This window comes from Rhodopseudomonas sp. P2A-2r, from assembly GCF_026015985.1.
Classification (GTDB): domain Bacteria; phylum Pseudomonadota; class Alphaproteobacteria; order Rhizobiales; family Xanthobacteraceae; genus Tardiphaga.
Genome location: NZ_CP110389.1, coordinates 2,716,124 through 2,729,646 on the forward strand (window position 1 = coordinate 2,716,124; position 13,523 = coordinate 2,729,646).

General features: G+C 65.7%; 12 protein-coding genes and 1 pseudogene. 9 read left to right on the plus strand and 4 right to left on the minus strand.

All coding sequences use genetic code 11. The annotated features are described in order from the left end of the window. Nucleotides 1–11: 11 nt before the first annotated feature. From purS to ONR75_RS12775, 7 genes are all read left to right on the plus strand, one after another. On the plus strand, nucleotides 12–254 hold the full coding sequence (gene purS / locus ONR75_RS12745; protein WP_265082915.1) for a phosphoribosylformylglycinamidine synthase subunit PurS: 243 nt from the start codon (nucleotides 12–14) through the stop codon (nucleotides 252–254). Nucleotides 255–272: 18 nt separating this feature from the next. Beyond that, nucleotides 273–533 (plus strand): hypothetical protein, encoded by a 261-nt coding sequence (locus ONR75_RS12750; protein ID WP_265082916.1) that lies wholly within the window; start codon nucleotides 273–275, stop codon nucleotides 531–533. Nucleotides 534–541: 8 nt separating this feature from the next. Continuing rightward, nucleotides 542–730, plus strand: a complete 189-nt coding sequence (locus ONR75_RS12755) for a hypothetical protein (protein ID WP_265082917.1) — start codon at nucleotides 542–544, stop codon at nucleotides 728–730. Then, nucleotides 727–1,428 carry a phosphoribosylformylglycinamidine synthase subunit PurQ gene (purQ, locus tag ONR75_RS12760; protein ID WP_265082918.1) on the plus strand — a complete coding sequence of 234 codons (702 nt, stop codon included), beginning with the start codon at nucleotides 727–729 and terminating at the stop codon, nucleotides 1,426–1,428. Before ONR75_RS12755 ends, purQ begins: the two co-directional genes overlap by 4 nt. Next, entirely contained in the window at nucleotides 1,425–2,390 is a 966-nt protein-coding gene (locus ONR75_RS12765; protein WP_265082919.1) for a tripartite tricarboxylate transporter substrate binding protein BugD, read from the plus strand. The genes purQ and ONR75_RS12765 overlap by 4 nt, the downstream gene beginning before the upstream one ends. A 100-nt stretch (nucleotides 2,391–2,490) precedes the next feature. Beyond that, nucleotides 2,491–4,089 (plus strand): ABC transporter substrate-binding protein, encoded by a 1,599-nt coding sequence (locus tag ONR75_RS12770; RefSeq protein WP_265082920.1) that lies wholly within the window; start codon nucleotides 2,491–2,493, stop codon nucleotides 4,087–4,089. Nucleotides 4,090–4,237: 148 nt separating this feature from the next. Further along, entirely contained in the window at nucleotides 4,238–4,948 is a 711-nt protein-coding gene (locus ONR75_RS12775; protein ID WP_265082921.1) for an MOSC domain-containing protein, read from the plus strand. Here ONR75_RS12775 and ONR75_RS12780 read toward each other — a convergent pair. Further along, complete coding sequence (locus ONR75_RS12780; RefSeq protein ID WP_265082922.1) at nucleotides 4,912–6,606, minus strand: FAD/NAD(P)-binding protein; 1,695 nt, start codon at nucleotides 6,604–6,606, stop codon at nucleotides 4,912–4,914. The genes ONR75_RS12775 and ONR75_RS12780 overlap by 37 nt on opposite strands. Before the next feature lie 176 nt (nucleotides 6,607–6,782). Next, nucleotides 6,783–7,256, minus strand: coding sequence for a PaaI family thioesterase (locus ONR75_RS12785; RefSeq protein WP_265082923.1), 474 nt, complete (start codon nucleotides 7,254–7,256; stop codon nucleotides 6,783–6,785). Between the two features lie 180 nt (nucleotides 7,257–7,436). Here ONR75_RS12785 and purL point away from each other — a divergent pair, with 180 nt between their 5' ends. Further along, nucleotides 7,437–9,653, plus strand: coding sequence for a phosphoribosylformylglycinamidine synthase subunit PurL (gene purL, locus ONR75_RS12790; protein WP_265082924.1), 2,217 nt, complete (start codon nucleotides 7,437–7,439; stop codon nucleotides 9,651–9,653). Nucleotides 9,654–9,806: 153 nt separating this feature from the next. Here the strand turns inward: purL and ONR75_RS12795 are convergent, their stop codons facing one another. After that, on the minus strand, nucleotides 9,807–10,595 hold the full coding sequence (locus ONR75_RS12795) for an aldolase (protein WP_265082925.1): 789 nt from the start codon (nucleotides 10,593–10,595) through the stop codon (nucleotides 9,807–9,809). 166 nt (nucleotides 10,596–10,761) lie between these two features. On the opposite strand from ONR75_RS12795, the pseudogene ONR75_RS12800 reads away from it, so the two are divergent. After that, nucleotides 10,762–12,521, plus strand: a pseudogene (locus tag ONR75_RS12800) (MOSC domain-containing protein). A 30-nt stretch (nucleotides 12,522–12,551) separates the two neighbouring features. On the opposite strand, the gene ONR75_RS12805 reads toward ONR75_RS12800, so the two are convergent. Next, entirely contained in the window at nucleotides 12,552–13,487 is a 936-nt protein-coding gene (locus tag ONR75_RS12805; RefSeq protein ID WP_265082926.1) for a 2-hydroxyacid dehydrogenase, read from the minus strand. Between the last annotated feature and the right edge of the window lie 36 nt (nucleotides 13,488–13,523).

A 13,523-nucleotide genomic window follows, 5' to 3' on the forward strand; every position in this document is an offset into this window, starting at 1 on the left:
TTAAGTCGACCATGAAAGCGCGCGTTACCGTCACACTGAAAAACGGCATCCTGGATCCGCAGGGCAAGGCCATCGAGGGCGCATTGAAGTCGCTCGGCGTCGAGGGCATCGCCTCCGTGCGCCAGGGCAAGGTGTTCGACATCGAAATCCCCGGCGGAGACAAGGCCAAGGCCGAGGCGGCCCTCAAGGCCGCCGCCGACAAGCTGTTGGCGAACACCGTGATCGAGAATTATGCTATCGAGGTGCAGGGGTAGACTTCCGGAGATCGGGTCATGGCTGAGATCAGCAGTGAGTTGATTTATGAAGTACCGAAGTCGTTGCAGCGCGACGTCTCGCAAGTCAGAAGCGAGATCGGCGAGGTCAAGCAGCAGGTGCATGCGTTACAGCTGTCTCAGAACGCCATTCGCCAGGAAGTAGTCGGTGTCCATACCGAGCTGGCTGGGATTCACGCCACCCTTGTTCGTCATGAACATCAGCTCGATCGCATCGAACGGCGCCTTGAACTGAACGATACTCCGTCCATGACGGCGTGACAGCCGTCATGGACGAGATTTCGAAACAGCAAATTCTCGAAATGTTGTACGAGATTCATGATGGCATGGACCGAATGGACGCCAAGCTGCACGAAAATCTCGTCCTGTTGAGAACGATCAATTACGAAATGGAACTGGGCCTGCAGCAGATAGCCCAAGCCAGGTCCAGCTATTCTGAAAGAGTCGCTTCATCATGAAATCCGCCGTCCTCGTCTTCCCCGGCATCAACCGCGAGCGCGACATGGCGCGCGCCCTGAAACTGGCATCCGGCCAGGACGCCACCATGGTGTGGCATGCCGACACCGCGCTACCTGCGGGCACCGACCTTGTCGTGGTGCCCGGCGGCTTCTCCTATGGCGACTATCTGCGCTGCGGCGCCATTGCGGCGCGTTCGCCGGTCATGGATGCGGTGCGCGCCTTTGCGGCCGATGGTGGCCTGGTGCTCGGCGTCTGCAACGGCTTCCAGATCCTGTGCGAGTCGGGATTGCTGCCGGGCATCTTGATGCGCAACGCCAGGCTGAAATTCATTTGCCATGACGTGCACCTGCGCGTCGAGCGCTCCGACACCGCCTTCACCCGCGGCTACAATGCCGGCCAGGTGATCCGCGTGCCGATCGCCCATGGCGAGGGCAACTACACCGCCGACGCTGAGACCCTGAAGCGTCTCGAGGGCGATGGCCGCGTGCTGTACCGCTATTGCAGCCCGGCCGGCGAAGTCGGTGACCTGCATAATATCAACGGCGCCGCGCAGTCCATCGCCGGCATCGTCAACGAAAAAGGCAATGTGCTCGGTATGATGCCGCATCCGGAAAACCACGTTGAAGACATCATGGGCTGCACCGACGGGCGCGGGCTGTTCGCTGGCCTCGTCGCGCAGCTGGAGCGCGCGGCGTGAACGCAATCGTGTTGAAGATCGTCGCCGCCGCGGCCGTCGCCGCCTTCACCGCGGTGACCGCGCAGGCGCAGGACTTCCCCAAGCGCGCCATTACCATGATCGTGCCGTTCGCGGCCGGCGGCACCTCCGACGTGATCGCCCGCGTCGTCGCCGAGCAGATGGCCCGCAATCTCGGCCAGCCGATCATTCTGGAGAACGTGGTTGGCGCCGGCGGCTCCACCGCGCTGGCCCGCGCCGCGCGCGCCGAGCCCGACGGCTACACCATCGCCATCGGCAATGCCGGCACCTCTGCGGCCACCTACACCATCTATCCCAAGCTGCCGTTCACGCCGGACTCGTTCGTGCCGATCGGCATGGTGGCCAAGACGTTCGGCATCGTCGCGCTGCGCAAGGATTTCCCGGCGGCGACGCTGAAGGATTTCATCGCTTACGCCAAGGCCAATCCCGGCAAGGTCAACCTCGGCCACGCCGGCGTCGGCTCGTCGAACTACCTGATCTGCAAGAGTTTTGTCGCAGCTGCCGGCATCGACGTGACCTTGGTCGGCTATCGCGGCGCGGCGCCGGCGCTGACCGACGCCATCGGCGGCCAGATCGACGGTGTCTGCGACAGCGCCGCTTCGGTCTCGCAGGCCATCGACGACAAATTGGTGCGCGGCATCGTGGTCGGCTCGACCGTGCGGCTCGGCTCGCTGCCGGATCTGCCGACTTCGGCGGAAGCCGGTCTGCCGGAGTTCGAGGCCCAGGGCTGGAACGGGCTGTTCGCGCCGAAGGGCACGCCGCCGGAGATCGTCGCCAAGCTCAACGCGTCGGCGCGCAACGCGGTGGAAAGCGACGCCGTGAAGAAGCGCTTCGTCGATCTGTCCACCGTGGCGCCTGACGTCAACGAGCACACGCCCGAGGTACTGCAGCAACTGGTGACGCGCGATGTCGCCAAGTATCGCGAGATGCTGAAAGAGAAGTAGGGCGCAGCGCGCTCCCGTGTCTCGGGCGCGCCGCAGCTGCCTCCTGCTGGCCTGAAACTTGCTGGTTTCTCCCCGCCATTTCCCCAGCGCCGGAGAGACCATGCTCATTCGTCATGCTGCCAAAGCCATCGCCATCACCGCCGTGCTGCTCGCGCAACCAGCGCTTGCGAAAACCACGCTGCGCATCGCCATGACCGCCGCCGACGTGCCCACCGCCACCGGCCTGCCCAATAACGGTTTCGAGGGCATGCGCTTCATGGGCTACCCGATCTTCGAGGGGCTGGTGCTGTGGGACCTCAGCAGGACGGACCAGCTCGCCGGATTGCGGCCGGGGCTGGCGGAAACATGGGAGCAGGACCCAGCCGACAAGAAGACCTGGATTTTCCATTTGCGCAAAGGCGTGAAATTCCATGACGGCAGCGATTTCAACGCCGACGCCGTGATCTGGAATCTGGACCGTTATTTCAAGAACGACAGCCCGCAATTCGAGGTCGCGGCGTCGGCCATGTCGCGGGCCCGCGTGCCCTTGATGGGCGCCTACAGGAAGATCGACGATAGCACTGTGGCAATCTCGACCACGACTGCGGCGTCGTATTTCCCCTACATGGCGGTGTACCTGCTGTTCACCTCGCCTGCGTCTTTCGCCAAGGCCGGCGACTGGGCCAAGGTCGCGACATTGCCGGCGGCGGGCACCGGTCCGTTCAAGATCACCAAAGTGGTGCCGCGCGAGCGCGTCGAGCTCGCCCGCAACGACGGCTACTGGGACGCACAGAAGAAGGCCAAGGTCGACAACGTCGTGCTGATGCCCATCCCGGAATCCAATGCGCGGCTCGCGGCGTTGCGATCCGGCCAGGTCGACTGGATCGAGGTGCCGCCGCCGGACGGCATTGCCTCGTTGAAGTCGGCCGGCTTCACCATCACCACCGGCTCCTATCCGCATGTCTGGCCGTGGTTCTACAACATCGGCGCCGCTAACAGCCCGTTCAAGGATGTGAAAGTCAGGCAGGCGCTGAACTACTGCGTTGACCGCGAAGGCCTGGTGTCGCTGCTGTCAGGCACCGCTGAACCGTCGGCGGGGTGGCTGAAGGCCAGCGATCCCAACTTCGGCAGCCCCGTGAACCGCTACAGGTTCGATCCGGCCAAGGGCAAGGCTCTGCTCGCGGAGGCCGGATTCACCGCCGCCAAGCCGCTCTCGTTCAAGGTGCAGGTCTCGTCGTCCGGCTCCGGCCAGATGCTGCCGCTGCCGATGAACGAATTCCTGCAGCAGAACCTCAAGGACGCCTGCAATGTCACGGTCGAGTTCGACGTCATCGAATGGAATGTGCTGCTTGGCAATGCCCGCGCTACGCCTGAGGCACCGGCGCTGAAAGGCGCCATGGCGCTCAACATCTCGTCGCCGTCGTCCGACGTCGGCATCATGGCGCGCTATTTTGCCGCCGCCAACTTCTCGCCCAACGGCTTCAATTTCGAGCAGTGGAAGGACGACGAATTCGAGGCCGCGCTCAAGACCATGGCCGAGGCGACGGACCCCACGGTGATCGCTGCCAACACGCGCAAGGCGCATGAGCGGCTGGTCGACAATCCGCCGTGGCTGTACATCGTCCACGACCTCAACCCGCGCGCCATGAGCACCAAGGTGAAGGGCTTCGTCTCGCCGCAGTCGTGGTTCGTCGACCTGACGCTGGTGAGCGTGCAGTAGCAAGCGGCGCTTCCGCCTGTCCCCGCATCCGGCACAAAACCGGCCCCACCGCGTTGCCTTCCGGATATACGGGGGCAACCATTTGAATTCAGTCGGACGAATTGCACAGATCTGGCGGCATCCGGTGAGTTCGCTCGGCGGAGAGCGGGTGACGAGCACCATCGTCAGCGTGGACGGTATCGTCAACGACCGCCGCTTCACGCTGATCGATGCTGAGACCGGTGCGCCGGCCGCGCCGGAAAAGCATGTCCGATGGCGCAAGGCCCTGCATCTGGGGGCGCGCTGGGATGCCGGAAAAATGCCAACGATCGCCTTTCCGGACGGCACGTGTTTCGCGGTCAACGACGGCGCGCTCAATGCAACGTTATCGGATTACTTCGAATTCGCGGTCGCGGTCGCGGCGCACGGGCCGGTCGAGGGGCATCCGGATTTTCCGCAGACCGAATACCGGCACGCGCATTTTCCCATGCACGTGCTGACCACGGCATCGCTGCAGCGCCTCGCGGAATTGCGCCAGATCGAAGCCGTCGATGTCCGGCGTTTCCGCCCGACGGTGCTGATCGACACCGGCGATATCAGCGGTTTCGTGGAGAAACAATGGGTCGGCCGGAACATGCGGGTCGGCGCAGTCGCGGTGCAGGCTATCGAAGAAACGACGCGTTGCGGCATGACCTTTGTCGCGCAGCCGGGCGTCGAGGACGATCCGGAAATCCTTCGCAGCATCCTTCGCAACAACAAGCGCCACCTCGGCATCAACTGTAACGTCGGTGGCGCCGGCTTCCTTCATGAAGGCGACGAGGTGTTTGTCGGGGGAGCGCCTGATCATGCGTCGTCGAGCATCAGCGCCGGTTCGCGCTGATCGGCTGAGACATCGTCGAGGATCGCCTTTGACACCACTTCACCGATCTCGTGGGCGCTGGTGATGCCCTGCACGAACGGCAGCTTGTGCAGCAGGAACGAGATCGCCGCACAGTACAACCGGTTGCACAGGTTGGCCGCGAATTTCGGGCGGAAGGCCGCATCGAGATCGATGCCGCCGGTGCGGGTGAACGCGGCTTCGTCGGACTCGTCGAGGATCAGCACGCCCTCGGGCGTCGCCGCCTGCTTGATCACGCCCTGTTCGATCAGACCCGGAAACGGCATGTCCCGCGCCGACATGGACGCCTGGCCGGTGGCATCGATGAAGGCGTCGAAGGCGACGCGCCTGCCGTCGAAATGCACCGCGGCGCCCCGGGCGACGCCGTCGGCATCGAGCTTGTAGTCGCGGCCGAGCTTCAGGATCTCCAGTCTGCCGGCGCGGCGCAGCGCCAGCAGCCGCTGGATCGACTGGTGCGGCACCGTGGCGTAGTCGTCGACGAACACGCTCTTGAACTTGCCGTGGAATCGCTTGAGATCGTCCTGGTCGAGATGCGGCACCGCGCGCGCGATGATCTCGTGCATGCGCAGGATCGCATACCGCCATGGCACCGTATAATGATCGCGCTTGTTCTGCTCGGCCTCGGCGAGGTTGGCAGCGGCCCAGGTGAACGGATCGGCGGCCTCGCGTTCGGCGAAATAGGCATCGGCAAGGGTGTCGACGGTGACCAGCGCCAGTCCGATCTTCGCGGCATAGTCCGGGTCGCAGGCCACCAGTTCAGCCCTGAACAACTCGAACACATCGTCGAGCAGGTTGGCGCAGCCGCGCTCGATCAGCGCGTTGACAGCCTCGGGGGTACAAACCTGCAGCGGCGTGTAAGGATATTCGCAATAGAAGTCGGCCTCGGGCAGCAGGCCCTTGCGCGACATCAGCGCAGCGTGAAAGCCCTCGCCGTCGGCGGAAGCCTGGTACTGCAGCTGGCCGCCAGCGTCGAGGTAGAACACCCCGTGCGCCGTGGCCACGGTGATCAGCGCATCGATGGCGCTGAGCGAGGTGCCGAGAATGCCGACGTGACACGGCCCGATGGTCTTCAGCGCCGGCGCCGGCCACGGTGACATGAAATAGCCGGGCCTAATCTCGGTGCTCTCCGGCCAGTTGTGGCCGGTCGCCATGACCACGTGGTCGAAGGCGTAATCCTTGCGGGCGCCGTCCGGCATGGTCACTTCGAGCTGGATATCGGCTTCGCGCAGCCGGATGTCGACGACGCGGTGACGCGACTTGACGTCGATGCTGTGGCCGCGAGCGATGCCGATTTCGATCAGTTGCTGGAATTGCGACTGCAGGAATTCGCCGAGCACCACGCGCGGATAGAATTCGCGCTCCCGGATGTTGGCACTCGCTACGTTGAGCCGCTGCAGCTCAGCGTCCGGTTGGCGACGCAGCCATTCCACCAGGGTCTCGCAGATCGGCGGCAGCTCGATGCTGGCGATGTTGGCCAGCATCGCCTGGTCGTTGATGTCGGGATGGTACGGCGTGCCCTTGCCGGCATCCGCCTCGACCTCGAAGATTGTGATGGACAACGGCACGGCGGAGCGCACGAGTCCGTGGAGGGTATAGATGCCGGTCGGACCCGAGCCGATGATGGCGACTTTGGTCGTCATGCCACCCGGCTCCGGGCATCCGAAAATATGCGAAGCTTGAACATTGAAATGAATATCCTGGACTGCCGCTGCGCCCAATCCAGCGCGCGGACTGTTCAGAATAGGGGACGAATAAAGGGCGAATTGGTTCCACCGCGCCCGATGACCGCCTCGGTGCGCCGGTACGGGCCGCCCCGCTATACCGCCGGCCTGTCCTTCTTCTTCACCCGCTTGATGGTGCCGGAAAACGAGAACAGCCTGCGCTCGCCCGAACGCAGCATGCCGCGCAAAAAGATCAGCGAGCCGCCGATCCGGGTCATTTCGCCATCGCATTCGATCAACTCGCCGAGCTTCGCCGCATCGAGGAATTCGCAGGCGAACGACACGGTGATGCCCGGGCCGCGCAATTCGCGCGAGGCCAGCGCGAACAGGCAGTAATCGGCGAAGGTCATGTAGCAGCCGCCGTGCACGTTCCTCATGCCATTGAGGTGCTTGGCCTCGACCCGGAACGCGCAGTTGACCCGGCCGTCGGCCTCGACCTTGTGCCAGAACGGCCCGGACACTGATTCGAAGGAATCCCGCTTCCAGGTGGTCCAGCCGGCGAATTCGCCCTCGGTGGCGGTATAGGCGTCGGCGTGGAACGGGATGGTGGCGTCGACAGGCACATTCACGGTCTGAACTCCTTGGATTGGCAGCGAAAAGTGTTAAATCCGGTTCCTAGGCCGGGCGCAAATGCCGGTTTCGCAAGCTGAATCCGTAAAGCCTTGGACTGGGCGGAGGAGAGGGGTAAAAGCCCTTTTTCCGCTGTTCCCTTCTGCCTCCGAAGAAGCCTCACAAGCGCAAGAGTCCCAATGAATCAGCCCAAAATCTCCCCGGAGATCACCCCCGAACTCGTCGCCTCCCACGGCCTCAAGCCCGACGAGTACGCGCGCATCCTCAAGCTGATCGGACGGGTGCCGTCGTTCACCGAACTCGGCATCTTCTCGGCCATGTGGAACGAGCACTGCTCGTACAAGTCCTCGCGCATCCATCTCAAGGGGCTGCCGACCAAGGCGCCGTGGGTGCTGCAGGGGCCGGGCGAGAATGCCGGCGTCATCGACATCGGCGACAACCAGGCCATCGTGTTCAAGATGGAGAGCCACAACCACCCGAGCTACATCGAGCCCTACCAGGGCGCGACCACCGGGGTCGGCGGCATCCTGCGCGACGTGTTCACCATGGGCGCGCGGCCGATCGCCTGCTTGAACGCGCTGTCGTTCGGCGCGCCGGAGCATCCGAAGACGAAGCATCTGGTATCGGGCGTGGTGGCCGGCGTCGGCGGCTACGGCAATTCGTTCGGCGTCCCCACCGTGGGCGGCCAGATGCGCTTCCACACCCGCTACGACGGCAACAATCTCGTCAACGCCATGGCCGTCGGCCTCGCCGATGCCGACAAGATCTTTCTGGCGGCGGCGTCCGGCGTCAACATGCCGATCGTCTATCTGGGCTCGAAGACCGGCCGCGACGGCATCCACGGCGCCTCGATGGCCTCAGCGGAATTCGATGAGGACTCGGCCGAGAAGCGCCCGACGGTGCAGGTCGGCGATCCCTTCGCCGAAAAGCTGCTGCTGGAAGCCTGCCTGGAGATCATGGCGGCGGATTGCGTCATCGCGATCCAGGACATGGGCGCCGCGGGCCTGACCTGCTCGGCCGTCGAGATGGGCGCCAAGGGCGACCTCGGCGTCGAGCTCAATCTCGACACCGTGCCGACGCGCGAGCGCGGCATGAGCGCCTATGAGATGATGCTGTCGGAGAGCCAGGAGCGCATGCTCATGGTGCTGAAGCCAGAGAAAGAGAAAGAGGCCGAGGCGATTTTCCGCAAGTGGGGCCTCGACTTCGCCATCGTCGGCTACACCACGCCGACCATGCGCTTCGTGGTCAAGCATGGCGGCGAGACCATGGTCGACCTGCCGATCAAGGAGCTCGGCGACGAGGCGCCTTTGTACGATCGCCCGCACGTGCCGACGCCGGCGCTGCCGGTGATTCATGCGCGCGACGTCACGGCGCCGCTGTCGATCGCCGACGCTTTGGAAAAGCTCATTGGCACGCCCGAACTGTGCAGCAAGCGCTGGGTGTGGGAGCAGTACGATCACGTCATCGGCGGCAACACCGTGCAGCGCCCCGGCGGCGACGCCGCGGTGGTGCGCATCGAAGACGGCCCGAAGGGGCTGGCGATGACCGTCGACGTCACGCCGCGCTATTGCGAGGCCGATCCGGTCGAAGGCGGCAAGCAGGCGGTGGCGGAAGCCTGGCGCAACATCACCGCGGTCGGCGGCAAGCCGATGGCGATCACCGACAACCTCAACTTCGGCAATCCCGAGCGACCGGAGATCATGGGCCAGCTGGTCGGCTGCCTGAAGGGCATTGCGGAAGCCTGCATCGCGCTCGACTTCCCGATCGTGTCCGGCAACGTCTCGCTCTACAACGAGACCAACGGCCGCGGCATCCTGCCGACCCCGTCGATCGGCGGCGTCGGCGTGCTCGACGACTTCACCAAGTCGGCGACGCTGGCGTTCAAATCGCAGGGCGAAGCGATCCTCCTGATCGGTGCGACCGAAGGCTGGCTCGGCCAGTCTGTCTATCTGCGCGACATCTGCGGCCGCGAAGAGGGCGCGCCGCCTCCGGTGGATCTGGCGACCGAGAAGCGCAACGGCGACGTGGTGCGCGGCATGATTCACGCCGGCACTGCCACGGCGGTGCATGACGTCTCCGACGGCGGGTTGCTGATCGCGCTGGCCGAGATGGCCATCGCCTCGGGCGTCGGTGCCAAGCTCGATGCAGCACCGGCTGCGACCGTGCCGCACGCCTGGTGGTTCGGCGAAGACCAGGCGCGCTACATCGTCACCGTGCCGGAAGAGCATCTGCTCAGCGTGCTCACCAAGCTGAAGACGGTGGAGGTGCCCTGCATGCAGATCGGCGTCACCGGCGGCGTCGAACTCGCCATCGCCAATGAACGCGCCCTGCATATCAAGGCGCTCGAGCACGCCCATGAAAGCTGGCTGCCGAACTACATGGGCGCGACGGCGTAAGCCTGAAACTCCGGCTGTCATCCCCGCGCATGCGGGGATCCAGTATACGACGGCCGGTGTGTACTGGATCGCCCGGTCCAAGCGCGCAAGTGCGCGCCAGGCCGGGCGATGACAGGGAGTGTGGCGCGGGCGCGCCGGCCCCAACGACCCCGATCAGTCGCGGTAGTCGGGCTCACTGCGGTCGAGCACGCGCTTGACGCTTTCCAGATGCAGGCGTGCCGATTCCGGATCGCCCTCGCGCATCTGCCGATAGGCGGCTTCGGCAATCGTGGGATCGACGGGAAGCATCTTCCGGCCGGTGGAGAGCGCGAGGACCTGCACCTGGCAGGCGCGCTCGAGATAGTACAGATCGTCCCAGGCCTCGGCGATCGTCGGTCCCAGCACCATGACCCCGTGATTGCGCATGAACACGATGTCCGCGTCGCCGATCGCCCCGGCGATGCGGTCGCCCTCGCGTTCGTCGAGCGCCAGGCCGTTGTAGTCGCGGTCGAGTGTGGTGCGGCCGTAGAATTTCAGCGCCGTCTGGCCGGCGAAGACGAGAGGATCGCTCTCGGTCATGGTCAAAGCGGTGGCGTAGGGCATGTGGGTATGGAACGCGACCTTCACGCGCAGCAGCCGCTTGTGGACGCGGGCGTGGATATAGAACGCCGTCGCTTCCGGGCGGCCCTCGCCTTCGATCACGCGACCGTCGAGGTCACAGACCAGCAGGCTGGACGCGGTGATCTCGGCAAAGGCCAAGCCGTAGGGATTGACCAGAAACAGGTCGTCGCGGCCAGGAACGAGGGCGGAGAAGTGATTGCAGATGCCTTCTTCCATGCCGAGTCGGGCCGCCATGCGAAAACAGGCGGCGAGGTCGGTGCGGGCGGCCTGGAGAGCGTCGCGATCGATCTCTCCCCCATTTGTCAGGGCGGGGCCTTCGGTCACGCGCAGTTCGTGGGCCATCGGGGAGCACTCCAGTCAGGTTCAGAGCCAGACGGCGTTCTGCAACACATCGGGAACGCCGTCCAGTATGGCTCGCACTCGCCGCGTCTCCGGCACGGCGCTGCGTATGTTCTCGATACCTCGACGATGCTAGGCTGTCGCCGGCATCGCAGCGGAGGACGACGTCATGGCGCGCTTGCTGTCGGTCAATGTGGGACTGCCGCGCGACATCGCGTGGCAGGGCAAGACGGTTCACACGTCCGTCTGGAAAACGTCGGTGCAAGGCCCGCGCATGGTGCGCCGGCTCAACATCGATGGTGACGGGCAGGGCGATCTCGCCGGCCACGGCGGCGAGCACCGCGCCGTGCTGGTCTATCAGCTGGACTCCTACCGCTACTGGCAGAGCGAACTCGGCCGCGACGATTTCAGCCACGGCCAGTTCGGCGAGAATTTCACCGTCGACGGCCTGCCGGACCACGAGGTGTGCATCGGCGACCGCTACAGGATCGGCCGCGCCGTGTTCGAGGTGACGCAGCCGCGCGTGACCTGCTACCGCGTCGGCATCCGCATGAACGAGCCGCAGATGGCGGCGCTGCTGGTGGCGCGCGGCAGGCCCGGCTTCTATCTGCGGGTGATCCAGGAGGGCGAGGTCGAGGCCGGCGACGAGATTGTCCAGGTCGGCAGCGGTGCCGAGCGCATGAGCGTCGCAGAGATCGACGCGCTGCTTTACAGGCCCGGCCATTCCCGCAGCGGACTCGAACGCGCGCTGCGCATCCCGGCGGTGAGCGACGGTTGGCGCGCGTCGTTTCAATCGCTGTTGGCGCAGGAGCAAAGCGGGGTGGCGACGGGAAATGCCGGGCTGGCGCCTTCGTCCGGACCGCCCCGGCCTGGACCGGATTCCGCCCGCTGCGGGTGTCGCGCAAGGTGCGGGAGAGCGATAGCGTGATGTCGCTGGTGCTCGAGCCCACGGATGGGCTTCCCCTCAGCGCGGCGCTTCCCGGCCAGTTTGTCGTGCTGCGGCTGACGCCGGTGCCGGGCACCCCCGCGCTGCTGCGCAGCTATTCGTTGTCCGGTGAGCCCGGCGAGCGCTGCTATCGCATCAGCGTGAAGCGGGAAGCGCATGGCGCGGCAGGCGCCTATCTCGACGACAGGGTGGAGGTGGGCGACGTGCTGGACGTCAGCGCGCCGCGCGGCAGCTTCACGCTTGGACCGGGCGACGGTCCCGTCATCCTGCTGAGCGCGGGGGTGGGTGCCACGCCGGTGCTGGCGATGCTCCATGCACTGGCGGCGCAGGCGTCGCCGCGTGCCGTGTGGTGGCTGCACGGCGCCCGCAACGGCCGTGAGCATCCCTTTGCCAGCGAGGCGGCGTCGCTGATATCAGCGCTGGCGCATGGCCGCCGCCTGGTCCGCTACAGCGTGCCGGATCCCGATGACAGGCCTGGCATCGATTACGATGCGCGCGGCCGTCTGGACATGGCGGCACTTCGCGAACTCGACGTGCCGCGCGATGCCGATTTCTACATCTGCGGGCCATCGGCCTTCATGAGCGAACTAACTGCAGGTCTGGCTGCCTGGGGCGTCGCCAGGAACCGGATTCACACCGAGCTGTTCGGCGCCGGGCCGTCGAGCACGCCCGGCATCGCTGCGGCGCCGCAGACGCCGCCGCATCAGCCGTCGGGGCACGCGGGCACGGGACCGCTGGTGTCGTTCGCGCGCAGCGGCCTCAGCGTGCACTGGGATCCGTCGTTCCAGAGCCTGCTCGAACTCGCCGAAGCCTGCGATGTGCCGGTGCGCTGGTCGTGCCGCACCGGTGTCTGTCACAACTGCGAAAGCGGGCTTGTGGCCGGGACGGTGACGTACCGGCCCGATCCGATCGATCCGCCGGCGGCGGGCAACCTGCTGATCTGCTGCGCGCAGCCGCAGGGCGACATCGTCGTCGATCTCTGAGCGATGCCGCATCGCGTCCGGGACGTGGGCTCAATAGCTTTGCGTGCGATCCACCACATGCAGCAGCGGCGCGCCGGATTGCGAGCGCGCGATATTGTCGGCGATCGCCTCGGCCGCCGTGCCGACGCGCGTGGCGGCGGCGACATGCGGCGAGATCGTCACCCCCGGATGCGACCAGAACGGATGATCGGCCGGCAGCGGCTCGGTGCGGAACACGTCGAGCGTTGCGTTTGCCACCTGTCCGCGATCGAGCGCCGCAATGAGCGCGGTGTCGTCGATCAGCGAACCCCTGCCGGCATTGAGGATGCAACTGCCCGGCGGCAGCAGCGCCAGCCGTTTGGCATCGAGCAGATTGATGGTGTCGGGAGTCTCGGGCAGGATTGCCACGAGGATCTCCGCTGTAGCGAGCGCCTCGGGCAGGCGGTCCGCGCCGGCGAGGCAGCGCACGCCGGCGATCTCGCGGGCGTGGCGCGCCCAGCCGGTGACGCGGAAGCCGAGCCCGGCCAGCGTCGTTGCGGCCGCCGATCCCAGTTCGCCCAGGCCCAGCACCGTGACCGACCGATCGGTGGCAAGCGGCGGCACGTGCTGCGTCCATGTGACCGGCTTTTCGCGGACGTAGCGATCCGTGCCGAGATGCGCGCGCAGCGTGTGCGCCACCACCCATTCCACCATGCCCTGGCGCAGGCCGCTCTCGACCATGCGGCACAGCGGCTGGGTCAGCGTCCTGTTGCCGACGATCTTCTCGACGCCGGCCCACAGGCTCAGCACGGCACGCGCGCGGGTGAACACGCCGAAGTCCGTGACCGGCCCGCCGGTGGCATGAATGATGTAGTCCACCGCCTCGGGCGCGATGTCGCCGGGCAGGCCTGCCTCGGCGGGCAGGTCGCGGCGTCGCAGCGCGTCAAGGATGGGCGCGCGATACTGCGCGTAGAGGTCGGGAGCGACGTTGAAAAGAAGCCTGATCACCTTCACCTGTCCATTCGACCGGCGAATCTCTGCGCC